This is a genomic window from Streptomyces sp. NBC_00249, from assembly GCF_026342355.1.
GTDB lineage: Bacteria > Actinomycetota > Actinomycetes > Streptomycetales > Streptomycetaceae > Streptomyces.
Map to the genome: position 1 here is coordinate 264,440 of NZ_JAPEMV010000002.1, position 24,210 is coordinate 288,649.

The window sequence follows — 24,210 nt, forward strand, 5'->3', positions numbered from 1 at the left end:
CGTCACACAGCCTTGACGGAGGAGGAGCAGGAGTCAGCCGCTCAGACTGCGGCCGTGGCGCGGGTGGTCGTGGCGATGGTCGCGGAGCCGACCACGCGGGTGCCGTCGTAGAGGACGATCGCCTGGCCGGGGGCCACGCCGCGGACCGGCTCGGTGAAGGTGACGCGCAGCTCGCCGTCGACGGTCTCCGCGAAGACCTCCGTCTCGCCGCCGTGGGCGCGCAGCTGCGCGGTGTAGGTGCCCGGGGCGGCGGCGGTGGAGCCGCACCAGCGGGGGCGGATCGCGGTGAGGGCGGTGACGTCGAGGGCCTCGACGGGGCCGACGGTGACGGTGTTGTTCACCGGGGAGATGTCGAGGACGTAGCGGGGCTTGCCGTCGGCGGCGGGGTGGCCGATGCGCAGGCCCTTGCGCTGGCCGATGGTGAAGCCGAAGGCGCCCTCGTGGGTGCCGACCTTCTCGCCGGTGGCCTCGTCGACGATGTCGCCCTCGGCCTTGCCGAGGCGGTTCGCGAGGAAGCCCTGGGTGTCGCCGTCGGCGATGAAGCAGATGTCGTGGCTGTCGGGCTTCTTCGCGACGGCCAGGCCCCGCTCCTCGGCCTCGGCGCGGATCTCTTCCTTGGTGGTGAGGGTGTCACCGAGCGGGAAGAGGGCGTGCGCGAGCTGCTTCTCGTCGAGGACGCCGAGGACGTACGACTGGTCCTTGGCCATGTCGGAGGCGCGGTGCAGCTCGCGGGAGCCGTCCTCGGCCACCACGACGGTGGCGTAGTGGCCGGTGCACACGGCGTCGAAGCCGAGGGCGAGGGCCTTGTCGAGCAGCGCCGCGAACTTGATCTTCTCGTTGCAGCGCAGGCAGGGGTTCGGGGTGCGCCCGGCCTCGTACTCGGAGATGAAGTCCTCGACGACGTCCTCGCGGAAGCGCTCGGCGAGGTCCCAGACGTAGAACGGGATGCCGATGACGTCGGCGGCGCGGCGGGCGTCGCGGGAGTCCTCGATGGTGCAACAGCCGCGGGCGCCGGTCCGGAAGGACTGCGGGTTCGCGGAGAGCGCCAGGTGGACGCCGGTGACGTCGTGCCCGGCTTCGACGGCGCGGGCGGCGGCGACGGCGGAGTCCACACCGCCGGACATGGCGGCCAGGACGCGGAGGGGGCGGGCGGTGCGCGGCAGGTTCTCAGTCATAGCACCGTCCAGAGTACGGGGAACCGCGCGGGGTCACAGCGCGTTATCGGCTCTGGGGGGTGGTTCGCATGGGACGGACGCGCAGAGCGGTGCTCTTCGGCGGGATCGGAGTGCTGGGGGTGGCGGCACTGGCCGGGCGCGAGGAGATCGGGCGGGCCTGGTGGCTGGTGCCGGGGGTGTCCAAGCCCCGCAAGGAAGGCGACATCGACCACGCGGGCGCGGGCTGGACGGCGGCCTCCCCCGCGAACTGGCGGCTCGCGGACCGGCCGGACGACTACCGGGTGGACCGGATCGTGGTCCATGTCACGCAGGGCGGCTTCGGCTCCTCGGTGGACGCGTTCAAGAACCCCTTCCACAAGGCCTCGGCGCACTACATAGTCCGCCAGGACGGGCACGTGGAGCAGATGGTGCGCGAGCTCGACGTGGCCTTCCACTCGGGCAACCGCTCCATGAACGAGCGCAGCGTCGGCATCGAGCACGTGGGCTTCGTGGACCGCCCGCAGGACTTCACGGACACCATGTACGAGGCTTCGGCCCGGCTGGCCGCCGACGTCTGCCGGCGCTACCGAATACCCGTCGACCGCAAGCACATCCTGGGCCACTCCGAGGTCCCGGGCGCCGACCACACGGACCCGGGGCCCCACTGGGACTGGCCCCGCTACCTCACCCTGGTCCAGGCCGCCCTGGGCGCGTGAGCCCCTGGCCCACGGAGTCCCTTCCGGCGGCGTGGTCCTCGCGCCACTGCTGCGCCGCCTGGAGCATGGCGGCGCCGACGTGCTCGAAGAAGCGGCCGATGTCCTCCAGGCGGGCGCCGGCCTGGGTGGCGGAGCCGAGGGTCAGTGCTCCCTGGCGGGCGAAGTCGGCCAGGGCGGCGTTCTGGCGGGCGCTGGCCAGCCAGCCCCGGAACCAGGCGTCGGCGTCGATGACGTAGCGGTCACGGCGGCGGCGGGGGTCGCGTTCCCGCCGGATCAGTTCCTGCTGTTCGAGTTCGCCGACGGCCTTGGAGACGGACGCCGGGCTGACCTGGAGGCGTTCGACGAGTTCGGCGGCGGTGAGGCTGCCGCTGTCGGTGACGTAGAGGCAGGCGAGGACCCGGGCGGTCATGCGCGGCAGCCCGGTGCCGGCCATGATCTCGGCGAACCGCTCCTCCACCGCGCGGACCTCGTCGGCGGTGCCCGGCTCGGCCGGCGCCTGGGCCTGGGCGGGCCGGCCGCGGCGTGCGCGTCCCCGGGTCGCCTCGTGCGCGTGGTCGGCCCGGTACCCCTCGGGGCCGCCGTTGCGGCCCACCTCCCGGGTGACGGTGGAGATCGGGCGTTCCAGACGGGCGGCGATCTCGGTGAAGGTCAGCCCCTGGGCCAGGCCCTCCGCGATGTGCCGCCGGTCCTGGTGCGTCAGTCTGCCTCCGGGCATCGGTCGCCTCCTGTCGGGAAGTGGGGGGCCAGTATTGCGTTCGCGGGCAGCTCATTGCAAACAGGAGGGTGCCCGCTTTGCTTTCACCTCCATTCTCATTGCAAAATCCGGCGACAATCCTTGAAAACAAAGGCTTCTGAGCACCCAGAGCGTTGCCCGTTCAGTGAAAGCAAGTTAGCTTTCACCGAACAGTCAACGCCTCTCCTCGCCACCGGAGCCCCCTGTGAGATCATTCCTCGCCCCCCTGCGCACCTGGCACCGCCCGCTGACGCTGTGCTCGGCCCTCATGCTGGGCCTGGTCCTCGCCTCCGGCGTCGGGCTGCTGGTCGACGGCCGGAGCCTGCTCGGGGAGTCGGTGTGGATCAAGCCGCTCAAGTTCGGCTTCGCCTTCGCCCTCTACTCGGGCACCCTCGCGTGGCTGGTCAGCAGGCTGGACCGGGGGGCACGCCTGGGCCGCGTCGTCGGCACGGTCTTCGCGGTCGCCGCGCTCGCTGAGGTCGGCGCCATCACGGCGCAGGCGGCGCGCGGCACGTTCAGCCACTTCAACGCGAGCGGGGCGGACGCCGTCACCCTGGCCCTGACGCCCGTCCTCAGCCTCGGCGTGATGATCCTCGTCGTCGCCCAGCTGATCATCGCGATCGTCGTGCTCCTCCAGCGCACCGGCGGGGCGGCCGCGACGAGGGCGATACGCGCCGGGCTCGCGCTGGCCTCCTTCGGCATGCTCGTACCGGTCTTCTGGCTGGTCGGCGAGAGCCACCCCCGTACCGTGACCGACGCCAACGGCCACGCCGTCCCGATGTACCAGGGGCACGGCATCGGCGACCCCGACGGCCACGGCATGCCGCTCACCGGCTGGAGCGTGACGGGCGGCGACTTCCGGGTGCCGCACTTCTTCGCCCTGCACGGCATCCAGGTACTGCTCCTGGTCGTGGCGGTGCTCGCCGCGCTCGCGGCCCGGCACGCGTGGCTGCGCGACGAGCAGGTCCGCGCACGCCTCGTCGCCGTCGCCGCCCTCGGCTACACGGGGCTGGTCGCGGTGGTGACCTGGCAGGCCGGCCGCGGCCAGTCGCTGATCCACCCCGACGCCGCGACCCTCGGGGCGGGCGCCGTGGTGCTGCTGGCCACCGCCGCGTCGGCGGCCTGGGTGACCTTCACGGCCAGGCGCACCGCCGTCGCCGCCACCGTTCCGTCGGCGGCCTAGCTGAGGCCCGCCGTGCGGGCTCGGGCCACGGCCGGGCCGATGGCCGTGGCGACCGCGGCGATGTCGGCCTTCGTCGTGGTGTGGCCGAGGGAGAAGCGCAGGGTGCCGCGCGCCAGCTGCGGGTCGGTGCCCGTCGCCAGCAGGACGTGGCTGGGCTGGGCCACGCCCGCCGTGCAGGCGGAGCCGGTGGAGCACTCGATGCCCTGCGCGTCGAGGAGCAGCAGCAGCGAGTCGCCCTCGCAGCCGGGGAAGCTGAAGTGCGCGTTGGCCGGGAGCCGGTCCTCGGGGTCGCCGCCGAGTACCGCGTCGGGGACGGCGGCGAGGACGGCGGCGATCAGCTCGTCGCGCAGCGCGCCGACCTCGACGGCGAACCGCTCGCGCCGTTCGGCGGCGAGGACGGCCGCCACCGCGAAGGCGGCGATGGCCGGCACGTCGAGGGTGCCGGAGCGGACGTGCCGCTCCTGGCCGCCGCCGTGCAGGACGGGGACGGGGCTCTGGTCGCGGCCGAGGAGCAGCGCGCCGATCCCGTACGGCCCGCCGATCTTGTGGCCGCTGACGGTCATGGCGGCGAGCCCGCTGTCGCCGAAGCCGACGTCGAGCTGGCCGAAGGCCTGGACCGCGTCGGAGTGCAGCGGGATGCCTGACTCGCGGGCGACGGCGGCGAGTTCACGGACCGGCATGACGGTGCCGATCTCGTTGTTGGCCCACATCACGGTGGCCAGGGCCACGTCCTCGGGGCTGCGCTCGACCGCTTCGCGGAAGGCCTCGGGGTGGACGCGCCCGTAGCGGTCCACGGGCAGGTACTCGACCCGTGCGCCCTCGTGCTCGGCGAGCCAGTGCACGGCGTCGAGGACGGCGTGGTGCTCGACGGGGCTGGCGAGGATCCGGGTCCGGGCGGCGTCGGCGTCGCGGCGGGCCCAGTAGAGGCCCTTGACGGCGAGGTTGTCGGCTTCGGTGCCGCCCGCGGTGAAGACCACCTCGCTCGGGCGGGCGCCGAGCGCCTCGGCGAGGGACTCGCGGGCCTCCTCGACGGTGCGGCGGGCCCGGCGGCCGGCGGCGTGCAGGGAGGACGCGTTTCCCGTGGCGGCGAACTGGGCGGTCATCGCCGAAGCGGCTTCCGGCAGCATCGGCGTGGTCGCGGCGTGGTCGAGGTAGGCCATGATCCCCCGATTCTACGAGTCCCCGGGCACCCGGGATCCCCCCTGGTGCCCGGGGACGGTCCGGCGGCGAAAGAGGCGGCCTAGCGCGGTGCGCGGGCCAGCTGGCGGGACTGGGCGACGAGGCGGTTCGCGGAGTCCCAGACCTCGGCGTCCTCCTCCAGGAAGCCGCCGGCGAGGTTGCGGGTGACGATGGCCACCCGCAGCGGGCCGGGGGCGGGGCGGCAGCGGATGTGGGTGGTGAGTTCGACGGTCGGGGTCCAGCCGAGCAGGCCGAGGTCGAAGGAGGTCGGCGGCAGCGCGTCGACGGCGAGGAGCAGCGACATCGGGTCGGCGTCGCGACCGTCGGCGAGTTCGAACCAGGCCCGCATCTCGCCCTTCCCGGAGGGGGCTCCGACGGCCCAGCCGGCGGTCGCCGGGTCCAGGCGCAGGCGGAGCCGGTCCACGATGGCGGAGCTGCCGGGGATCGGGGCCGGGCCGGCCTCGGGGCCGAGGCAGTCCTCGTAGGCGGGCATGACGGGCGGCAGCGCGACGGTGTGGACGGCGTCGGGGAGCGTGGCGAGGTCGCCGTAGGAGGCGAGGACGCGGATGCGCTCGACCTCGGCGCCGTTCTCGTCGAACTGGAACAGGGAGGCCTGGCCGGTGGAGAGGGTGCGGCCGACGCGGACGACCTGGGTGCGGATGACGGCGGGTCCGGGCACGGAGGAGGTCAGGTAGTGCGCGGAGACGGAGAAGGGGTCCGGGTGCGGCAGGGCCGCCGACAGGGCCCGGCCGACCAGGGCCAGCAGGTAGCCGCCGTTGACGGCGGCGATGATCGTCCAGCCGGCGGAGAGCTCCGCGTCGTACACCCCGGGCTCGCCCGCGCGGGGCGTGACGGTGGTGTCGCGGTCGAACTCGCTGTCGCCGATGGATGCCTGGGCAGCTGCGTGCGTCATGGCATCGACGGTACACCGGCAAGCTACTAAGCGGTAGCTTTTCTTAGGGTTCTTCGGCCACCGCGGAGCGGCGGTTCCAGGCCAGCGGGGCCCGCCAGTGGTAGCGCATCGCGAGCAGCCGCAGCACGAAGGTCGTGACGATCGCGAGGGCCGTCGTCCAGGCGTTGAGGGCGTGGAGGCCGATGAAGACGGCCACCATCGAGGAGCCGACGACGGCGGGCACGGCGTACATCTCCCGGTCGCGCAGCAGCGACGGCACGTCGTTGGCCAGCACGTCGCGCAGGACGCCGCCGCCGACGGCGGTGGCCAGGCCCAGGGCCGCGGAGGCGGTCAGGCCGAGGCCGTACTCGTACGCCTTCGTCGTGCCCGTGACGCAGAAGAGGCCGAGGCCGGCGGCGTCGAAGACGTTGATGGCCCGGTTGATGCGCTGCACCTCGGGGTGGAGGAAGAAGACGAGCGCGGCGGCGATCAGCGGTGTGACGAAGAAGCTGAGCTCTCCGAAGGCCGCGGGGGGCACGGCGCCGATGCACAGGTCGCGCAGCAGACCGCCGCCGAGGGCGGTGACCAGGGCGAGTACGGCGATGCCGAAGACGTCGAAGTTCTTGCGGACGGCGAGCAGCGCGCCCGCGGTGGCGAAGACAAAAATGCCCGCGAGGTCCAGGGCGTGCTGGATTCCGGGCGGGAAGAGATCGTGGAGCACCCGGCCATTGTCGCCCGTCGGCGGAGCCGGTGGCTCCGCCGGTCGCACGGTACGGCGGAGCCGGGCCCCTGGCCGGGGGGCGGGGCGCTCATGTGCGGCGCCGTCGCGGGGGCTCCGCGCTGGATGTTGCGCCGACGCGGCTGGAGCAGCCAGGACGGCGGACCGGCCGCTACTCCGAGTCCGCCGTCCTGCGTATGTGGACCCCGGGGGTTACTCCGAGGCGGTCACCACCGCGTCCGCCGCGCCCGGCAGGGCCGGGTCGCCCGGGGCCTGGTCGGGGGCGTTCTCCGGGTGGTGGCAGGCGACCTGGTGGCCGGTCTTGAGGGCGACCAGCGGCGGGTCCTGCTTGGTGCAGAGCTCCGTCGCCTTCCAGCACCGGGTGTGGAAGCGGCAGCCGCTCGGCGGGGAGATCGGCGAGGGGACGTCCCCCTTGAGCAGGATGCGGCCGCTCTTGGCGCCGCGCCGGCGCGGATCCGGCACCGGCACGGCCGAGAGCAGGGCGTTGGTGTACGGGTGCATCGGGGACTCGTACAGCGCCTTGCGGTCGGCCAGCTCCACGATCTTGCCGAGGTACATCACGGCGATGCGGTCGGAGACGTGCCGGATGACCGACAGGTCGTGCGCGATGATCACGTACGTGAGGCCGAGCTCCTCCTGGAGGTCGTCCAGCAGGTTGACCACCTGGGCCTGGATCGACACGTCCAGCGCGGAGACGGGCTCGTCCGCGACCACCAGCTTCGGCTTGAGCGCCAGGGCCCGGGCGATGCCGATGCGCTGGCGCTGGCCGCCCGAGAACTCGTGCGGGTAGCGGTTGAAGTGCTCGGGGTTGAGGCCGACCAGCGACAGCAGCCGCTGGACCTCCGCCTTGAGCCCGCCCTCGGGGGTGACCCCCTGGAGCTTGAAGGGGGCGCTGACGATCGTGCCGACCGTGTGGCGCGGGTTCAGCGAGCCGTACGGGTCCTGGAAGATCATCTGCACGTCTCGGCGCAGCGGCCGCATGCCCGCCACGCCCAGGTGGGTGATGTCCTTGCCCTCGAACTCGATGGAGCCGCTGGTCGGTTCGAGGAGCCGCGTGATCAGCCGGCCCATCGTCGACTTGCCGCAGCCGGACTCGCCGACGATGCCGAGGGTCTCACCCCGCCGGACGTCGAAGTCGATGCCGTCCACGGCCTTGACCGCCCCGGTCTGCCGACGCAGCAGCCCCTTGTTGATGGGGAAGTGCTTGACCAGCCCCGTCACCTTGAGCAGGGGTCCCTCGGGGCTCCCGGCGGGAGCCGCCGCGTCCGTCTTCTTCGTCTCGGTCACAGCTTCGGCGCAATCTCTTCGGTCCAGATCCGGGTCCGCTCCTCCTGCGACATGTGGCAGGCGGACCAGTGCCGGCTGTCGTCCTCGGTCAGCTCGGGGCGCTGGGTGCGGGTGATGCCGCCCTTGGGCACGTCCGCGTAGGGGCACCGCGGGTTGAAGGCGCAGCCGCTCGGGATGTTGATGAGGCTGGGCGGTGAGCCCTTGACCGGGATGAGGCGTTCGGTCTGGTCGCGGTCGATGCGTGGCATGGAGCCGAGCAGGCCCCAGGTGTACGGGTGCCGGGGGCCGTAGAAGACCTTCTCGGCGGTGCCGCGCTCGACGCACCGGCCGCCGTACATCACGAGGATCTCGTCGGCCATCTCGGCGACCACGCCGAGGTCGTGCGTGATCATGATGACCGCGGAGCCGAACTCCTTCTGCAGGTCGCGGATCAGGTCGAGGATCTGCGCCTGGACGGTGACGTCCAGGGCGGTCGTCGGCTCGTCCGCGATGAGCAGTTCGGGGTTGTTGACCAGGGCCATCGCGATCATCGCGCGCTGGCGCATGCCGCCGGAGAACTCGTGGGGGTACGCGTCCACGCGCCGGTGGGGCTCCGGGATGCCGACGCGGTCGAGCATCTCGACGGCCCGCGCGCGGGCCTTCTTCTTGTCGGCCTCGGGGTGGTGGGTGCGGTACGCCTCGACGATCTGCTTGCCGACCGAGTAGTACGGGTGCATGGCGGACAGCGGGTCCTGGAAGACCATCGCCATCTTGTGGCCGCGCAGCCGGCGCACGTGGTCGGCGTCGGCCGCCACCAGGTCCTCGCCGTCGAGGACGACGGAGCCGGAGATGTGCGGGCGGCTGCGGGCGTTGCCGGTGCGGTGCAGGCCCATGATGGCCAGCGAGGTGACGGACTTGCCGGAGCCGGACTCGCCGACGATGCCGAGGGTCTTGCCCCGCTCCAGGTCGAAGGAGAGTCCGTCGACGGACTTCACCAGGCCGTCGTCGGTCGGGAAGTGCACCTTCAGGTCGCGCACCGAGAGGAAGGGGGCACCGTCGCGCGGGCCGCCCTGCTCGGGCACGAACGCGGGCTGGTCGGAAGCGTTCTTGGTCACGTCAGCCTCACGCGCGGGTCGATGACGGCGTACAGCAGGTCCACGATCAGGTTGGCCATCACCACGAAGAGCGCGGCGAGCAGGGTGACTCCCATGATCACGGGGAGGTCTCCGGCGCCGATCGCCGCCACGGCGGCCGTTCCCAGACCCTGGAAGTTGAAGGTCGTCTCGGTGAGCACCGCGCCGCCGAGGAGTCCGCCGAGGTCGAGGCCGAACATCGTGACGATCGGGGTGAGGGTGGAGCGCAGGGCGTGCTTGCGGATGACCACGGGCTCCGTGAGGCCCTTGGCGCGGGCCGTACGGATGTAGTCCTCGCCGAGGACCTCCAGCATGGTCGCCCGGGTGATGCGGGCGTAGGTCGCGGCGAAGAGGAACGCCAGGGTGATCCACGGCAGGATCAGGCTGTTGAGCCAGGCCAGCGGATCCTCGGTCAGGGGTTTGTAGTTGGACACGTCCAGCCAGCCGAGGCTGTAGACGAAGATCGCGGGGGCCACCATGCCGGTGAAGAAGATCGGCAGGGAGACACCGGCGAGCGCGCCGACCATGACGGTGCGGTCGACGGCGGTCCGGCGCTTGAGCGCCGAGACCACGCCCGTGGCCACACCGGCGATCACCCAGATCACGGCCGCCCCGAGGGCGAGCGAGAGGGTGACCGGCATCCGGTCGAGCATGGTCTCCCAGACGGGAGCCTCGCTCTTGAAGGAGTAGCCGAAGCACGGCGCGGCGCAGTGCGTGACATCGGTGCCGCCGTCGTAGTCGCGGCCGGCGAAGATGCCCTTGAGGAAGAGCAGGTACTGCTCGGAGATGGGCTTGTCGAAGCCCATCTTCACGCGGATGCCCGCCAGGGCGGTCTCATTGGTCTCGCGTCCGGCGTACATGAGCGCGGGATCGCTGCCGGTCAGCTTCGGGACCGCGAAGAAGATGCCGAAGGTGACCACGGAGACCACCAGCAGCGTGGCGGCGACGTTGAACAGCCGCCGTATGAGGTAGACGAGCACTGCAGTCGGCCGCCCGGGGCGGGTGGCCGCCGCCCCTCGTGGGGACGGCGGCCACCGCCTGCGGCCTTCACCTGCCCTTCGGACTAGCGCATGTGCGGTGAAGGCACTTACTTACGTGCTGAGTTGCTTGTACCCGGCTGTCGGCCGGGCGGGCCCGCTACTTCGAGGAGATGCCCACGGTGGCGAGGTCGATCTTGCCGTAGGAGTCGTTGAAGAAGACGTTCGTCAGGCGGGGGTTGTGGTAGACGAGCGCCTTGTCGAAGTTGATCGGCAGGTACAGCGCCTTGTCCATGATCTTCTTGTTGATGTCCGTGTAGAACGGAGCGGCGGCGTCCGGGGTCGCGGCGGCAGCGGCCTTGTCGAAGAGCCCGTTGACCTCGGGGTCGTCGAGCATCGTGTAGTTGTTGTTGGCGTTCGCCGCGATGAACGAACCGTCGACCAGCGGCTGCAGGAAGCCCGAGCCGGAGTTGTAGTCGGCGCCCCAGCCCATGACGATGATGCCGTAGTTCTTCTTCTTCACGTTCTCGGGCGAACCGATCGTGGAGGAGGAGAGCTTGCCGTCGTACTGGTCGATCGTCGCCTTGATGCCGACCTTGGCGAGGGCCGCCTGGAGGGACTCGGCGGTCTTCACCTCGGGGGCGCGGTTGTTGCGCACGGCGATGGTGGTCTCGAACCCGCCGGCCTTGCCACAGGCCTTGAGGGCCTCCTTGGCCTTGGCCTCCTGCGGCTTGCCCTTCGTCAGACCGAACGGGTCGTAGCCCTTGTCCGAGCCGGGGATGCCGGGCGGCAGCATGTTCGCGCCGATGTCGCCGCTGGTCGGGCCGCCGCGGGCGGTCTGCAGGGACTTCGGGTCGGCCGCGTAGATGACGGCCTTGCGGCACTCGATGTTGTCGAACGGCGCGACCGTCTGCGGGAAGGCGAAGTAGCGGATGTAGCCCGTGAAGGGGTTGTCCGCGTTCTTCTTGAGGGCCGGGTCCTTGAGGATCTTGTTCTTCGCGGCCTGCTGCACGCCGGTGCCGTCGACCGCGAGGTCGATGTCACCCGCCAGCAGGCGCTGGTCCATGTCGTCCGGGTTGGTGGTCACCGTGTAGCTGACCTTGTCCGGCAGGCCCGTACGGATCGGGTCCGTCTTCGGGTCCCAGTGCTCGTTGCGGACGAAGGTGGCGCCCTTGCCGGCGGTGAAGCTCTCCACCTTGTAAGGACCGGTGGACACCGGCTTGTTGGTGTACGTGGCACCCGTGTCCTTCGACGCCGGGACCGGCGAGGAGGACGGCATGGCCAGCAGGTAGCTGAAGTCGGAGTTGGCGCTCGCCAGGTGGAAGACGATCGTCTTGTCGTCCGGCGTCTCGACGGACTTCAGGCCCAGCTTGTTCGGGTCCTCGTCCTTGTACGGGCCGGGGTACTTCTGGCCCTGGTCGAGGAGGTCGATCAGGTAGGTCGGGCCGCCGGACAGCACGTCCTGCGCGAAGACGCGCTCGACGCCGTACTTGACGTCCTTCGAGGTGATCGGCGTGCCGTCCTCGAACTTCACCCCGTCCTTGAGCTTCAGGGTGTACGTCTTGCCGTCGTCGCTCAGGACCGGCAGGGCCTCGGCGAGGTCGGGGACGACCTTCGTGCCGTCCTTGCCCGGCTTGCTGTCGTAGGCGAGCAGGCTGCGGACGTAGAGCCGCTGCATGTCCCACACCCAGCCGTAGTACGCACGCGCCGGGTCGAGGTAGTCGACGTCCTGGGGGGACCAGAGCCGCAGCTCGCCGCCCTTCTCGGTGGACGGGTTGATCACGGCAGTGGCGGCACCGCTGTAACCCTTGTCGCCACCCTCGCCCTTCGCGTCGTCCTTCTTGTCGCCGCCGCCACCGCACGCGGCGGTCAGCGACAGGGCGGCGATCACGGCGGTGATCGCGAGTGCCTGCTTTCTGCGGATCACGGTTGTCCAACCTCCATTGGTGGGTGAATCGAAGAAGCGGTTCAGCTGCCCTTGGGGTCGAGTGCGTCACGCAGCCCGTCCCCGAAGAGGTTGAACGCCAGGACGGTGATGAAGATCGTCATACCGGGGACCACCATGTACATGGGGTCGTCCTGGTAGATGGGGACGGCGTCGGAGAGCATCTTTCCCCAGGAAGCGGTGGGCGGCTTGACGCCGGCACCCAGGAAGCTGAGCGCTGCCTCGGTGAGGATGTTGGTCGGGATGATCAGCGTGGCGTAGACGAGGATCGGCGCGACCAGGTTGGGCAGCAGCTCCTTGACCAGGATGTAGCCGCGGCCGGCTCCGAGGCTGCGCGCGGCCTCGACGTACTCGCGTTCACGCAGGGAGATCGTCTGGCCGCGGACGATGCGGCCGATGTACGGCCACCCGAAGAAGCCGATGACGAGGATGAGCACGCCCATCCGGACGCCCGAACCCTCGAAGCCCCAGAGGGAGTTGGGGACCACGGAGACCAGGGCGATGGTGAACAGCAGCTGCGGGAAGGCCAGCAGCAGGTCCATCGTGCGGCTGATGACGCCGTCGACCCAGCCGCCGAGGAAGCCGGCCAGCGCGCCCAGGAGGCTGCCGAGCACGACCGAGACGAAGGCCGCCAGGAAGGCGACGACCAGGGAGATGCGGGCGCCGTAGACGATGCGGCTGAACACGTCGCGGCCGTTGGTCGGTTCGACGCCCAGAAGGAAGTCGGAGCTGATGCCGCCGAAGGAGCCGAGCGGCGTGCCCAGGTCCGGGTCGATCATGTCCTCGTGGAACTCGTTGGGATCGTGCCCCAGCAGGCCCGCGATCAGCGGCGCGAAGACCGCCACCAGGATCAGGAGGATCACGACCACACCGCCGGTCAGCGCGACCTTGTCGCGCTTGAGGCGCATCCAGGCGATGCGGCCGGGCGAGCGGCCTTCGATGGCCTTGGCAGGGACGTCGGCTACGGACACGGGAGCGGGTGTTTCCGCGCTCGTGTCGTGCAGTGGTGCCGTCATCGTGGTGGGGACCCCTCTCGGCCGACGGGTGGGTCGGCCCATGCCCGCCGCTGTGGCGGCGTTGGTGCGGAGTGGCGCTCGGAGTGCTCGGGACACCTGAACGCGTGCGAGGTGCGGGCGGTGCTGGCATTGCTGGCAGTGCTGTGCGGGTGGAGCGAAGTGCGGTGCAGTGCTGAGCGGTGCGGTGCGGCTGAAGTGCGCGAAGTGCGGGAAGTGCTGTGGGAAACGACAAGCGAAGTCCCCGTGCCGAACCGCGTCCCGTAGGACTGACCAGCTCTTGGGTGGGGAGTCTTCATCGGGCGCTCGACCAGCCGCCAGACCCGCAGATGAATGGATGCGCAAACGTGATCTGACTCCCGAGTTCCCGTTATCCGGACTCCGCTCACGGCTCAGCGGAGCAAGACCGTCCGTTCGGTACGCAAACGGACATGACGCCCAACTCATAGGAGGAGTGCGCCTATTGGGCGCCCAACAGGGGCGATATCCGGACATGAGGAAGGCCGCCGGGAACCGTGGTTCCCGGCGGCCCGATGTCCGTCGGTGGTGCTCGTCTCATGCTCCGGGCACAGCCGGAATTTCCCTGTAGCCAGCTCGGCGAACGGCCGGCGCGGCGCGGGCGACGGCCTGGTGGGCGGCCTAGTAGGCGGCCGCCTGCCCCTCGCGGTCGTAGAACGGCCGGGTCTGCGCGCGCAGCCACATCGCCACCGGATCGTGTTCGTCCGCCAGCGCGACCGTGCACACCGGAACCCCTTCGGGCACCGCCCCGACCGACTGGCGCATCATCTCCCGTACGGACTCCAGCGCGGGCGCGGAGGCGTCGTAGAGGTCGAGCCCGACGGCGAGGTACGCCGACCCGAGCGCGGGCTGCACCCAGGCGCGGCGCAGCGACCTGACGGCCGGGGTGCGGTGCGCGTGCTGGGTGAGCAGGCCGTAGAACTGCGGGAGCTCCAGGGCCGGCTCGGAGAGCCGCAGCGGCCCGGCCGGCATCCTGTCCAGGCCCGTCGCGATCCGGCGCAGGTCGGCCCACGGCACGCCGAGGCCGCCGCCGCGGTCGTGCGGGTTGACCCACAGCCCCCAGCGGTCCGGGTAGAGGGCGCGGGCGATGTCCCGGCCGGTGACCACCTCGTAGCCCCGGTTCCAGCCGCTGGCGGCCAGTTCCTGCGGGGAGGTCACGCAGGGCGCGTACCCGAGGCCCTCGACCTCCATGCCGCCGTACTGGGCGTCCGGCGAACCGGGCTGCCCCTGCCACAGCAGCATCCACAGCCGGCCCTCGGCGAGGGCGTGCAGGAATGACTCGTAGCTGTCATAGCGCCCGGGAGTCACCTGGCGCAGCATGTGCTCGACCTGCCCGGCCGCGGCCGTGCCTGACGCACTCACCCGGTACCCCTCTTCGTCCGCCCGTCGTCCACACGTACCAACCAGCTTAAGCGGCGCTAGGGGAGGTAGAAGGGGCGTACGCGCTCACGGATCCAGTCCGTGACCGGGTCGTCGGCGGCGTCGAGCAGGATCAACTGCACGGGCCAGGGCGCCGGTACGCGGGCCAGGGCCCGGCCGAGGGCCTCCAGCGGGGCGTTTCGGGACTCGGGATCCCATCCCACCAGTCGGACGCCGACGTACAGCTGCGGGGGCCCGGCCTCGACGCTGGCGAGGCAGCGGTGCGCGGCGGCGACCACCCCGGTCGCGCGGAACTCCTCGGCGGCGGCGGCGAGGAAGTCGACGGGGTCGTCCTGCCAGTCGGGCTCGAAGAGCCGGACGCGGCCGCCGGCGGCCGGGCCGTCGAGGGGGGTCCGTCCGGCGCGGCAGAGCTCCGCGACGGCGGCGGGCGGAAGCGGAACTCCGACGGCGCCCTCGGGGTTCAGGGCGATGCCGAGCTGCGGGGGCAGGCCGCGGGCGAACTCGACGGCCGGGGCGACGGCGAAGTCCATGGCCGGGCCGGCGCCGAAGCGGAACTGGGCCTCGGAGGAGTAGACGGGGACGTACGCCGCGCCGTCGATCAGCATCGTGGGGAGGGTGAGGCCGTCGCTGTCGGGCCCGCCGCCGTCGGGGAGCGGAACCCAGACCGGGCTGCGCCCGAGCACCTCCAGGATCCGGGGGCCGGCGTCCGGATGCCCGAGCGCCGTCCCGAGCACCTGCTCCAACTCGTTGGCCGGCCAGCCGCTGCCCTGCATGTGCCCCTGCTCTCCGTGTGGGTCCGCCGCTATCGCCCCGAGGCTACCGGCCCCGCCCGACACCTCCCCCGGGGACTCCGCGCCTCAATCGCCGGCGGGGCTGGATGTGGCCGGCGTATCCGCTCACGTGCGGGCCCGCTCCCGGGGGCCAGCCCCCGGACCCCCGCGCCTCAAACGCCGGCGGGGCTGGATCCATCCAGCCTCGCCGGCGTTTGAGGCGGGAACGGTGGAAGGGCGGGTAGGGGACCCCGCCCCGCGCAGCGGCCACCCACCCGCAGACGAAAAACAGGCCTCGGCCACCAGAACCGGCCCCGCCCCGCCACCGCCGGACGGAGTCCGGCGCAGCGGCGCGAAGCCGGGGAGGCCGCTCGCGGCCGAGCCGCGCGAGCGGCGCGTCAAGAAAAGGCGCGGCGCGTCAGGAAAAGGCAATCTGGGTGACGGCGGCAGCCGAGCGGCGGTCCAGGAGCGTCGCCGACGCGCAGCCCGCCGGGGGCCGCCCGGCCTCGGCTTCGCCCAGGAGCCGCCGGACGGCGCCCCGGTGGCGGGCGAAGGCGTACGCCGACACGCGCCGCCCCCGGGCCTCCTGCCCGGAGAGCGCCTCCTCGGCGGTGGTGTCGAGCAGCAGCAGGTGCAGCGCACGGCCCCGGCGGCGGGCGACACCGGCGAGCAGGCCCCGTACCCAGCTCTGGGTGCCGCAGTCGTGGACCACTACAGAGGCGCCGGAGCTGAGCCTGCGCCACAGCCCCCAGTAGTGCGCGGCGCGCACCAGCGGCCGGTACACGGCGTAGGGCAGGGCGCCCGGCATGCGGGCCTCCCAGCGCTCGCGGGCGTCCTGGGAGTCGATGCCGCCCTCCGCCGCGCGCTTGATCAGGGTGCTCTTGCCGCCCCCCGGCAGCCCGGACACCACCACGATGTCCCCGGCGGCGAACCCCAGCCGGTGGGGCCCCCGTACGCAGGTCCCGCGCAGGTCACGCACCGGGCCCGCGGTCAGTGGGCGGGCTCCCCGCTGTGCCGGGACCGCGTTCACCGTTCCTGTGGTGGCCAGTACTCCGAATCTCCGCACAGTGCTCGTCTCCCCCCGAAATCGGGCCGTGAAGGGCCCCATGCCCACTGAGTGTAAAGAGACGGTAATCCGGCGGCCCCGGTTCCGGTCCGTACGTTCTTTCGGGCCCCGCCGCCCGCTCCCGCGCGTCCCGTGCAATGATGTGCGCCATCTGGACACCAACTGCATACCGGCCGCTTGAATCCGCGCGGGAGAGTCCCGGCAGGCCGCAAGGCCGTGCCCGGGCGCCGAAGGAGCAAGTACCTCCCTTGAATCTCTCAGGCCCCGTACCGCGTGGATGAGGCAGATCTGAAAAGCGAGCCGCGACGCGTCCGTCCCTGACGGCCGCCGGCGCGCGCTCCACCCAAGGTGCAAGTCGAGGACGCGCCGCGTACCCGCGGTAACTCTCGGCGAACCTCTCAGGTTCCGATGACAGATGGGGAGGATCGTCCTCGTCATGTCATGCCCTGGGACCCGGGAGCCACACCCATGAGCACTGCCCCCCGCCTGACCGCGCTCGACGCGCTGCACCGCTCGCTCGGTGCGACCATGACCGACTTCGCGGGCTGGGACATGCCGCTGCGCTACGCCAGCGAGCGCGAGGAGCACCTCGCCGTCCGCACGAAGGCCGGCCTGTTCGACCTGTCCCACATGGGTGAGATCACCCTGACCGGCCCCGAGGCCGTCAAGGTCCTGGACTACGCGCTGGTCGGCAACATCTCCACGGTCGGCGTCGGCCGCGCCCGCTACACGCACATCTGCGTGGAGGACGGCGGCATCCTCGACGACCTGATCGTCTACCGCCTGGGCGAGACCGAGTACATGGTCGTCGCCAACGCCTCCAACGCCCAGGTCGTGCTGGACGCCCTCACCGAGCGTGCCGCCGGCTTCGACGCCGAGGTCCGCGACGACCGCGACGCGTACGCGCTGATCGCCGTCCAGGGCCCCGAGTCCCCCGGCATCCTGGCGTCGCTGACCGACGCCGACCTGGACGGCCTGAAGTACTACGCGGGCCTGCCGGGCACCGTCGCGGGCGTGCCCGCGCTGATCGCCCGTACCGGTTACACCGGCGAGGACGGCTTCGAGCTGTTCGTGTCCCCCGAGCACGCCGTGGAGCTGTGGCAGGCGCTGACCAAGGCCGGCGAGGGCGTCGGCCTGGTGCCGGCCGGGCTGTCCTGCCGCGACACCCTGCGCCTGGAGGCGGGCATGCCGCTGTACGGGCACGAGCTGACCACCTCGCTGACCCCGTTCGACGCGGGTCTGGGCCGGGTCGTGAAGTTCGACAAGGAGGTCGACTTCGTCGGCCGCGCCGCCCTGGAGGCCGCCGCCGAGCGTGCCGCCACGAACCCGCCGCGCAAGCTGGTCGGCCTGATCGCCGAGGGCCGCCGCGTCCCGCGCGCCGGTTTCCCCGTCGTCGCCGACGGCCAGGTGATCGGCGAGGTCACCTCCGGCGCCCCGTCCCCGACGCTGGGCAAGCCGATCGCGATGGCCTACGTGGACGCGGCGCACGCCGCGCCCGGCACCTCCGGCGTCGGCGTCGACATTCGCGGTACGCATGAGGCGTACGAGGTCGTGGCCCTGCCGTTCTACAAGCGGCAGAAGTAGCCCGGAAGCCGTCCGCCGGACGGCCGCGGCCGTCCGGCGACCCTTCGGCGCACCCCCGCGTACGTCTCAGTACGCGAGACCGCCGTTCGTATCCACTCCCCCGCATCCAGGAGAATCAGGTCATGAGCAACCCCCAGCAGCTGCGTTACACCAAGGAGCACGAGTGGCTGTCGGACGCCGTGGACGGCGTCGCGACGGTCGGCATCACGGAGTTCGCGGCCACCGCGCTCGGTGACGTCGTCTACGCCCAGCTCCCCGAGGTCGGCGAGACCGTCACCGAGGGCGAGACCTGTGGCGAGCTGGAGTCGACGAAGTCGGTCAGCGACCTGTACTCCCCCGTCTCCGGCGAGGTCGTCGAGGCCAACCAGGACGTCGTGGACAACCCGGCCCTGGTGAACTCGGCCCCCTTCGAGGGTGGCTGGCTGTTCAAGGTGCGCCTCTCGGACGAGCCGAAGGACGTGCTCTCGGCCGAGGAGTACGCCGCGCTGACCCACTCCGACAACTGACACCTCAGGGGAACTTGATGTCTGTGCTGAACACCCCCCTCCACGAGCTCGACCCGGACGTCGCCGCCGCCGTCGACGCCGAGCTCGTGCGCCAGCAGTCGACCCTGGAAATGATCGCGTCGGAGAACTTCGCTCCCGTCGCCGTCATGGAGGCCCAGGGCTCGGTCCTGACCAACAAGTACGCCGAGGGCTACCCCGGCCGCCGCTACTACGGCGGCTGCGAGCACGTCGACGTGGTCGAGCAGATCGCGATCGACCGCATCAAGGCGCTGTTCGGCGCCGAGCACGCGAACGTGCAGCCGCACTCGGGTGCGCAGGCCAACGCCGCCGCGATGTTCGCGCTGCTGAAGCCGGGCGACACGATCATGGGCCTGAACCTGGCCCACGGCGGTCACCTGACCCACGGCATGAAGATCAACTTCTCCGGCAAGCTCTACAACGTGGTCCCGTACCACGTCGACGAGACCGGCGAGGTCGACATGGCCGAGGTCGAGCGCCTCGCCAAGGAGTCCAAGCCGCAGCTGATCGTCGCCGGCTGGTCCGCCTACCCGCGCCAGCTGGACTTCGCCGCCTTCCGCCGCATCGCGGACGAGGTCGGCGCGTACCTGATGGTCGACATGGCGCACTTCGCCGGTCTGGTCGCCGCGGGCCTGCACCCGAACCCGGTGCCGCACGCCCACGTCGTCACCACCACCACGCACAAGACCCTCGGCGGTCCGCGCGGCGGTGTCATCCTGTCGACGCAGGAGCTGGCCAAGAAGATCAACTCCGCGGTCTTCCCGGGCCAGCAGGGCGGTCCGCTGGAGCACGTGATCGCGGCCAAGGCGGTCTCCTTCCTCGTGGCGGCCTCGCCCGAGTTCAAGGAGCGCCAGGAGCGCACCCTGGAGGGTGCGAAGATCCTCGCCGCCCGCCTGGTCCAGGACGACGTCAAGGCCGTGGGCGTGGACGTCCTCACCGGCGGCACCGACGTGCACCTGGTCCTGGTCGACCTGCGCAACTCCGAGCTGGACGGCCAGCAGGCCGAGGACCGCCTCCACGAGGTCGGCATCACGGTCAACCGGAACGCCATCCCGAACGACCCGCGGCCGCCGATGGTCACCTCGGGTCTGCGGATCGGCACGCCGGCGCTCGCCACCCGCGGTTTCGACGCCGAGGCCTTCACCGAGGTCGCCGAGATCATCGCGCAGGCGCTGAAGCCGACGTACGACGCCGACGACCTCAAGGCGCGCGTCTCCGCGCTCGCCGCGAAGTTCCCGCTGTACCCGTCGCTCTAGTCGCGGGCCCGGGAAGGGCCCGGCCTTGTTCTGCACAAGGCCGGGCCCTTTTCATGCACCCGCCCGGCGATGTGGATGAACCTGGGCTTCGCCGTCCTCCTCCTGATGACCGTCGGCCGCAACTGGAAGACCCTGGCCCCGGTCGTCTCGGCCGCGATGGTGATCTCGTACCTGATCGGCCCGGTCGCGGTCGGCGTCCTCCGCCGCACCGTGCCCGGCCTGCCCCGCCCCTTCCGGCTGCCCGCCGCGAGGATCCCGTGCCCCCTGACCTTCGTCTTCGCCGCCCGCGCCCGGTACCGGTCGAAGCGGCCCGACACCGGAATCGTCACCGCACCGACCCTGCCGGCCGCCCCGATCGCCTGGACATCGCCCTGGTGGCGGGCATGGCGCTCGTCACGTACTCCTGGGCCGTCGCGGCGGTCCTCAAGGCCCACCACGCGGGCCTGCCGGGCCCCGACCCGGTCCTGGACGGCTCCGAGGCCCCCGCCGGACCCTCGGGGGCACCGGAGCGCGAGCTGACCCACGCCTGACCGTTACGTCCGACAGCCGAACCGTTCACTTCCACGCGTTAGGCTCGACTGCCGGACAAAATCCGCAGATCCACCTCCAGCACCACCATCCCCCGCAGCACCACCCGCACCACCACCCCTGCCCTCATCACCCCACGAGCAGACAAGGGAGTCCGCCAGTGGCCATCTCCGTCTTCGATCTCTTCTCCATCGGCATCGGCCCCTCCTCCTCCCACACGGTCGGCCCGATGCGCGCGGCACGCATGTTCGTGACGCGGCTGAAGAAGGACGGTGTCCTCGCCCAGACCGCGTCCGTGCGCGCGGAGCTCTTCGGCTCCCTCGGCGCGACCGGCCACGGCCACGGCACCCCCAAGGCGGTCCTGCTCGGCCTGGAGGGGCACTCCCCCCGCACCGTGAACGTCGAGACCGCCGACGCCGAGGTCGAGCGCATCCGCCAGAGCGGCCGCCTGCGGCTGCTGGGCGCGGAGATAGGCGATGGCCACGAGATCGCCTTCGACGAGCCGAACCAGCTGATCCTGCACCGCCGCCGCTCGCTGCCGTACCACGCGAACGGCATGACGCTCTTCGCCTACGACGAGGCCGGCGCCCCGCTGCTGGAGAAGACCTACTACTCGGTCGGCGGCGGCTTCGTCGTCGACGAGGACGCGGTCGGCGAGGACCGGATCAAGCTCGACGACACGGTGCTGAAGTACCCCTTCCGCTCGGGCGACGAGATGCTGCGCCTGGCGAACGAGACGGGCCTGTCGATCTCCTCCCTGATGCTGGAGAACGAGAAGGCCTGGCGCACGGAGGAGGAGATCCGCGAGGGCCTCCTGGAGATCTGGCGGGTCATGCAGGCCTGTGTGGCGCGCGGCATGTCCCGCGAGGGCATCCTCCCGGGCGGGCTGCGCGTCAAGCGCCGGGCCGCCTCCACGGCGCGCCAGCTGCGCACCGAGGGCGACCCGATGCTGCACCGCAGCGAGTGGGCGACGATCTACGCGATGGCGGTCAACGAGGAGAACGCGGCGGGCGGCCGGGTCGTCACCGCGCCGACCAACGGCGCCGCGGGCGTCCTGCCGGCGGTGCTGCACTACTACATGAACTTCGTGCCCGGCGCGGACGAGGACGGCGTGGTCCGCTTCCTCCTCGCCGCGGGCGCGATCGGCATGCTCTTCAAGGAGAACGCCTCCATCTCCGGCGCCGAGGTCGGCTGCCAGGGCGAGGTCGGCTCCGCCTGCTCGATGGCGGCGGGCGCCCTCGCCGAGGTCCTGGGCGGCACCCCGGAGCAGGTCGAGAACGCGGCCGAGATCGGCATGGAGCACAACCTGGGCCTGACCTGCGACCCGGTCGGCGGCCTGGTGCAGATCCCCTGCATCGAGCGCAACGGCATGGCGGCGGTCAAGGCCGTCACCGCGGCCAAGATGGCGATGCGCGGCGACGGCTCCCACAAGGTCTCCCTCGACAAGGTCATCAAGACCATGAAGGAGACCGGCGCCGACATGAAGGTCAAGTACAAGGAGACCGCCCGCGGCGGTCTCGCGGTCAACGTCATCGAGTGCTGACCGGCTGAGACCGGCCGGAACCGGCCCCTTCGAGGGGCCCCTCGGGCCCGCCCTCCCCCCGGAGGGCGGGCCCGTTCGCCTACCCGGCCCCGGGCCGGCGAAGTGGGGCCGAGCGGCCCGTCCGGCTCGGGACCTTCGGCCCCGGGGCCGGGGCGCGGGGGTCGGCTAGCGTGCCGTGAGGGGGGCCGTGCACGACCCCCGCGCGAAGAGAGGCAGCCTCCATGGCCACCACCGAACACCGCGTCCTGCCGCTGCGACTGGAGGCCGCGCCCGTGTCCCTCCCCCTCCAGGGGGCCTTCGTGTACCGCACGGACCGGCCCTACGAGCTGGCCGTCGACTTCCGGGGCGCCGGGATGCACCTCGCCCGCTGGGTGTTCTCGCGGGAGCTGCTGATCGACGGGCAGACCACCGGCACCGGCGAGGGCGACATACAGGTCTGGCCGCGCCGCGAGGGCACCGAACCGCGGGTGTTCCTGGCCTTCAGCAACGGCGTGCAGGGCTGTGTGGTCTCCGCCCGCGCCAAGGACGTGCGGGAGCTGTGCCGGCGCATGACGGAGCTGGTCCCGCGCGGGCAGGAGCGGCGCCACTACGACCTGGACGCCGAGCTGAGCACGCTGCTGGCCCACTGAGCCGGGCGTACGGGAACCGCGCGCGCCCGGGCGGTCGTCCTCCCCCGTGACAGCAAGTCCCCGTCTCAGAGGAATCGGGGGGACGCCATGCGTCACCTGCCCCGCCTGCGCCGCCGCCGGATCGTGGCCCTGGCCACGGGCGCCCTGCTCACCGCCGGGATCGGTCTCGCCGCCCCGGCATCCGCGGCCGCCTCGTCCAGCCAGACCCAGACCCCGCTCGTCGTCAATGCCCGCTGGGGCGGGCACTGCACGTACGACCGGATCGTGATCGACCTCCAGGGGTACGTCCCCGAGGTCACCGTCAGTCCCGTCTCCGAGCTCGTCTACGACGGGTCCGGCAAGCCCGTCCCGCTGGCCGGGAAGTACTTCCTGGAGATCCGCCTGCACCCCGCCGCCGGGCACGACGACGCGGGGAACAACGTCTACCTGGGCCCCAAGCTCCAGAAGATCTACCTGAGCAAGCTCAAGGGCCTCGCCCTGACCGGCGACTACGAGGGGTACGTGACCTTCGGCGCCGCCTTCGACACCCGGCCGGCCTACGGGACCACGGTCCTGCACTCGCCGGAGCGGGTCGTGGTGGACATCTCCCACCCGAACACCTGCTGACACCGCTGACAGCGGGTACCGCCGGGGGCGGGCCCGGAGCCGCACACGGCCCCGGGCCCGCCCCCGTACGGCGGTCAGCTCGCCGGGCGGATCCGCATCAGGGCCGGGTCGCCGTTGCCGAACCAGTCCTGGGTGCAGGACCAGCGGCCCGGGGCGGCCGCGGCCACCAGGCCCAGGCAGGCCGCCAGGGCCCGCTGCCCGTGGGCGTTGGGGTGCATGGACTCCTCCAGCGTCCCCTGGGTGTTCGCGTGGTCCAGGAAGCGGAACCACTCGTGCCGGCGGGAGTCCGGGCCGCTCTGCCCCACCTGCTCGGTCCCCACCGCGCACACCTCGTGCCCGGCCAGGGCGTCCCGGACGTCCAGGTGGTCGGTGCCGCGCGCCCCGGCGACGGCCCGGACCATGTCGCCGATCTGCGGGACGAGGGTGTACGCCGCCCAGGTCGCGTCGCGGTCGTTGAAGGGGCAGCCGTCCTTGAACATCCGGTCCGAATCGTTCTGCGAGAGCCGGAAGGACTCTCCGCCGGGGATCGGTGACGGGTAGGACTGCAGGACGAGCCGGTAGTCGCCGTCGGCGTACCCGGCACCCCTCATCGCGGCGCGGATGTCGTCGACCACGGCGGTCACCTTGGCCTTCACGCCCGGCAGCTTCTGCTGGACGAGGGGCGCCCGGGTCTTGGAGCACAGCCTCTTGAAGTACCAGTCGTAGGCGCAGTCGCCGATGATCTGCCCGAAGCCGAGGTCGTTGCCGCCGATGGACAGGGCGATCAGCTTGACCCGCTTGGTCCGGGCGAGTGCGGCGAGCCGGTCGGTCTGCGGGGCCTCGCCGTTGTACGCCTGCCCGCCGGCGGCGGCGCTCAGGACGTGGACGGTCTCGGCGCCGGAGCAGGCCAGGTTGATCCGTTCGTCGATGCCGGGCAGCGGGGCGGCCGCGATCTCCGACCCGTCGGAGCGGTGGCAGCCGCCGACCGCTGCGCTCGCCCCGTACACCTTGGCCGGGTCGTAGGACGAACCGCCGGTCCAGGCGCGGTCGGTGCCGTTGCGGCTGCCCGCGTAGCGGTCGGTGTTGCCGAGCCAGCGGCCGCCCTCGCCGGAGATGAAGCTGTCGCCCATCGCGACGGCCACGGCGGGGCCCGAGGGGGCCGCCGAGGCATCGGGGGCGGTGAGCCCGGCCAGGCCGAGGAGGGCGACGGTCAGCAGCGCGGCGCCACGGGAGGCGGTGCGCCTGCGGGTACGCATGGGGGATTCCTCTCTGAGGAAGGGGAAGGGCCGGTGCGCCCGGGAGCCGGAACCGGAAGGGCTCCGACCCCTGCTCCGGGCGGTGGCCAGAGGTTAGGATCGGCGGCCACCGGCGGCCCATCCGACGGCCACCCGTCCGCC

General features: G+C 71.8%; 23 protein-coding genes and 1 riboswitch. Of the genes, 9 read left to right on the plus strand and 14 right to left on the minus strand.

Features of this window, described 5'->3' with window-relative positions; genetic code table 11:
- Positions 1–41 precede the first annotated feature (41 nt).
- Entirely contained in the window at positions 42–1,175 is a 1,134-nt protein-coding gene (gene mnmA, locus OOK31_RS10010) for a tRNA 2-thiouridine(34) synthase MnmA (RefSeq protein ID WP_267012074.1), read from the minus strand.
- A gap of 68 nt (positions 1,176–1,243) precedes the next feature.
- On the opposite strand from mnmA, the gene OOK31_RS10015 reads away from it, so the two are divergent.
- Complete coding sequence (locus tag OOK31_RS10015) at positions 1,244–1,870, plus strand: N-acetylmuramoyl-L-alanine amidase (protein WP_267012075.1); 627 nt, start codon at positions 1,244–1,246, stop codon at positions 1,868–1,870.
- On the opposite strand, the gene OOK31_RS10020 is transcribed toward OOK31_RS10015, so the two are convergent.
- The gene (locus OOK31_RS10020) at positions 1,839–2,585 is read right to left on the minus strand and encodes a GbsR/MarR family transcriptional regulator (RefSeq protein ID WP_267012076.1); all 747 of its coding nucleotides are present in this window, start codon (positions 2,583–2,585) and stop codon (positions 1,839–1,841) included. The genes OOK31_RS10015 and OOK31_RS10020 overlap by 32 nt on opposite strands.
- A 223-nt stretch (positions 2,586–2,808) precedes the next feature.
- Between OOK31_RS10020 and OOK31_RS10025 the strand changes: the two genes are divergently transcribed.
- On the plus strand, positions 2,809–3,786 hold the full coding sequence (locus OOK31_RS10025) for a hypothetical protein (RefSeq protein ID WP_267012077.1): 978 nt from the start codon (positions 2,809–2,811) through the stop codon (positions 3,784–3,786).
- Here OOK31_RS10025 and OOK31_RS10030 read toward each other — a convergent pair.
- The 11 genes from OOK31_RS10030 to OOK31_RS10080 form a co-directional block, all read right to left on the minus strand.
- Entirely contained in the window at positions 3,783–4,946 is a 1,164-nt protein-coding gene (locus OOK31_RS10030) for a cysteine desulfurase family protein (protein WP_267012078.1), read from the minus strand. The genes OOK31_RS10025 and OOK31_RS10030 overlap by 4 nt on opposite strands.
- Positions 4,947–5,026: 80 nt before the next feature.
- Positions 5,027–5,878 carry a thioesterase family protein gene (locus tag OOK31_RS10035; RefSeq protein ID WP_267012079.1) on the minus strand — a complete coding sequence of 284 codons (852 nt, stop codon included), beginning with the start codon at positions 5,876–5,878 and terminating at the stop codon, positions 5,027–5,029.
- 43 nt (positions 5,879–5,921) lie between these two features.
- Positions 5,922–6,578 carry a trimeric intracellular cation channel family protein gene (locus OOK31_RS10040; protein WP_267012080.1) on the minus strand — a complete coding sequence of 219 codons (657 nt, stop codon included), beginning with the start codon at positions 6,576–6,578 and terminating at the stop codon, positions 5,922–5,924.
- 210 nt (positions 6,579–6,788) lie between these two features.
- Entirely contained in the window at positions 6,789–7,883 is a 1,095-nt protein-coding gene (locus OOK31_RS10045) for an ABC transporter ATP-binding protein (protein ID WP_267012081.1), read from the minus strand.
- Complete coding sequence (locus OOK31_RS10050; protein WP_267012833.1) at positions 7,880–8,944, minus strand: ABC transporter ATP-binding protein; 1,065 nt, start codon at positions 8,942–8,944, stop codon at positions 7,880–7,882. The genes OOK31_RS10045 and OOK31_RS10050 overlap by 4 nt, the downstream gene beginning before the upstream one ends.
- Before the next feature lie 29 nt (positions 8,945–8,973).
- Positions 8,974–9,975, minus strand: coding sequence for an ABC transporter permease (locus OOK31_RS10055; protein WP_267012082.1), 1,002 nt, complete (start codon positions 9,973–9,975; stop codon positions 8,974–8,976).
- Between the two features lie 157 nt (positions 9,976–10,132).
- A complete protein-coding gene (locus OOK31_RS10060; RefSeq protein WP_267012083.1) occupies positions 10,133–11,899 on the minus strand; it encodes an ABC transporter substrate-binding protein in 1,767 nt (588 codons plus the stop codon).
- Between the two features lie 41 nt (positions 11,900–11,940).
- Positions 11,941–12,933: an ABC transporter permease gene (locus OOK31_RS10065; protein ID WP_267012084.1), complete on the minus strand. Its 993-nt coding sequence runs from the start codon at positions 12,931–12,933 to the stop codon at positions 11,941–11,943.
- A 636-nt stretch (positions 12,934–13,569) separates the two neighbouring features.
- On the minus strand, positions 13,570–14,310 hold the full coding sequence (locus tag OOK31_RS10070; protein ID WP_267012085.1) for an enhanced serine sensitivity protein SseB C-terminal domain-containing protein: 741 nt from the start codon (positions 14,308–14,310) through the stop codon (positions 13,570–13,572).
- 56 nt (positions 14,311–14,366) lie between these two features.
- A complete protein-coding gene (locus OOK31_RS10075; protein ID WP_267012086.1) occupies positions 14,367–15,101 on the minus strand; it encodes an enhanced serine sensitivity protein SseB in 735 nt (244 codons plus the stop codon).
- 415 nt (positions 15,102–15,516) lie between these two features.
- Entirely contained in the window at positions 15,517–16,077 is a 561-nt protein-coding gene (locus OOK31_RS10080) for an AAA family ATPase (protein WP_267012087.1), read from the minus strand.
- Positions 16,078–16,342: 265 nt separating this feature from the next.
- Positions 16,343–16,446, plus strand: a riboswitch (glycine riboswitch).
- Between the two features lie 186 nt (positions 16,447–16,632).
- Here OOK31_RS10080 and gcvT point away from each other — a divergent pair.
- The 7 genes from gcvT to OOK31_RS10115 all read left to right on the plus strand — a co-directional run bounded on the left by gcvT (position 16,633) and on the right by OOK31_RS10115 (position 22,834).
- Entirely contained in the window at positions 16,633–17,748 is a 1,116-nt protein-coding gene (gene gcvT / locus OOK31_RS10085; RefSeq protein WP_267012088.1) for a glycine cleavage system aminomethyltransferase GcvT, read from the plus strand.
- A 122-nt stretch (positions 17,749–17,870) separates the two neighbouring features.
- Positions 17,871–18,254, plus strand: a complete 384-nt coding sequence (gene gcvH / locus OOK31_RS10090; protein WP_267012089.1) for a glycine cleavage system protein GcvH — start codon at positions 17,871–17,873, stop codon at positions 18,252–18,254.
- Between the two features lie 17 nt (positions 18,255–18,271).
- Positions 18,272–19,528 (plus strand): serine hydroxymethyltransferase, encoded by a 1,257-nt coding sequence (gene glyA, locus OOK31_RS10095; RefSeq protein ID WP_267012090.1) that lies wholly within the window; start codon positions 18,272–18,274, stop codon positions 19,526–19,528.
- Between the two features lie 383 nt (positions 19,529–19,911).
- On the plus strand, positions 19,912–20,058 hold the full coding sequence (locus OOK31_RS10100; protein WP_267012091.1) for a hypothetical protein: 147 nt from the start codon (positions 19,912–19,914) through the stop codon (positions 20,056–20,058).
- A gap of 158 nt (positions 20,059–20,216) precedes the next feature.
- On the plus strand, positions 20,217–21,599 hold the full coding sequence (locus OOK31_RS10105) for an L-serine ammonia-lyase (RefSeq protein WP_267012092.1): 1,383 nt from the start codon (positions 20,217–20,219) through the stop codon (positions 21,597–21,599).
- 221 nt (positions 21,600–21,820) lie between these two features.
- Positions 21,821–22,228: an SsgA family sporulation/cell division regulator gene (locus tag OOK31_RS10110; RefSeq protein WP_267012093.1), complete on the plus strand. Its 408-nt coding sequence runs from the start codon at positions 21,821–21,823 to the stop codon at positions 22,226–22,228.
- 87 nt (positions 22,229–22,315) lie between these two features.
- The gene (locus tag OOK31_RS10115) at positions 22,316–22,834 is read left to right on the plus strand and encodes a hypothetical protein (protein ID WP_267012094.1); all 519 of its coding nucleotides are present in this window, start codon (positions 22,316–22,318) and stop codon (positions 22,832–22,834) included.
- A gap of 74 nt (positions 22,835–22,908) precedes the next feature.
- Here OOK31_RS10115 and OOK31_RS10120 read toward each other — a convergent pair whose 3' ends face one another.
- Positions 22,909–24,069 carry a GDSL-type esterase/lipase family protein gene (locus OOK31_RS10120; protein ID WP_267012095.1) on the minus strand — a complete coding sequence of 387 codons (1,161 nt, stop codon included), beginning with the start codon at positions 24,067–24,069 and terminating at the stop codon, positions 22,909–22,911.
- Positions 24,070–24,210: the final 141 nt, after the last annotated feature.

Bases quoted from the DNA above. Each gene is read 5' to 3' on its own strand.
- mnmA (WP_267012074.1), bottom strand. From the start codon at position 1,175: ATGACTGAGAACCTGCCGCGCACCGCCCGCCCCCTCCGCGTCCTGGCC.
- OOK31_RS10015 (WP_267012075.1), top strand. From the start codon at position 1,244: ATGGGACGGACGCGCAGAGCGGTGCTCTTCGGCGGGATCGGAGTGCTG.
- OOK31_RS10020 (WP_267012076.1), bottom strand. From the start codon at position 2,585: ATGCCCGGAGGCAGACTGACGCACCAGGACCGGCGGCACATCGCGGAG.
- OOK31_RS10030 (WP_267012078.1), bottom strand. From the start codon at position 4,946: ATGGCCTACCTCGACCACGCCGCGACCACGCCGATGCTGCCGGAAGCC.
- OOK31_RS10035 (WP_267012079.1), bottom strand. From the start codon at position 5,878: ATGACGCACGCAGCTGCCCAGGCATCCATCGGCGACAGCGAGTTCGAC.
- OOK31_RS10065 (WP_267012084.1), bottom strand. From the start codon at position 12,933: ATGACGGCACCACTGCACGACACGAGCGCGGAAACACCCGCTCCCGTG.
- OOK31_RS10075 (WP_267012086.1), bottom strand. From the start codon at position 15,101: ATGCAGGGCAGCGGCTGGCCGGCCAACGAGTTGGAGCAGGTGCTCGGG.
- gcvT (WP_267012088.1), top strand. From the start codon at position 16,633: ATGAGCACTGCCCCCCGCCTGACCGCGCTCGACGCGCTGCACCGCTCG.
- gcvH (WP_267012089.1), top strand. From the start codon at position 17,871: ATGAGCAACCCCCAGCAGCTGCGTTACACCAAGGAGCACGAGTGGCTG.
- glyA (WP_267012090.1), top strand. From the start codon at position 18,272: ATGTCTGTGCTGAACACCCCCCTCCACGAGCTCGACCCGGACGTCGCC.
- OOK31_RS10100 (WP_267012091.1), top strand. From the start codon at position 19,912: ATGGCGCTCGTCACGTACTCCTGGGCCGTCGCGGCGGTCCTCAAGGCC.
- OOK31_RS10110 (WP_267012093.1), top strand. From the start codon at position 21,821: ATGGCCACCACCGAACACCGCGTCCTGCCGCTGCGACTGGAGGCCGCG.
- OOK31_RS10115 (WP_267012094.1), top strand. From the start codon at position 22,316: ATGCGTCACCTGCCCCGCCTGCGCCGCCGCCGGATCGTGGCCCTGGCC.
- OOK31_RS10120 (WP_267012095.1), bottom strand. From the start codon at position 24,069: ATGCGTACCCGCAGGCGCACCGCCTCCCGTGGCGCCGCGCTGCTGACC.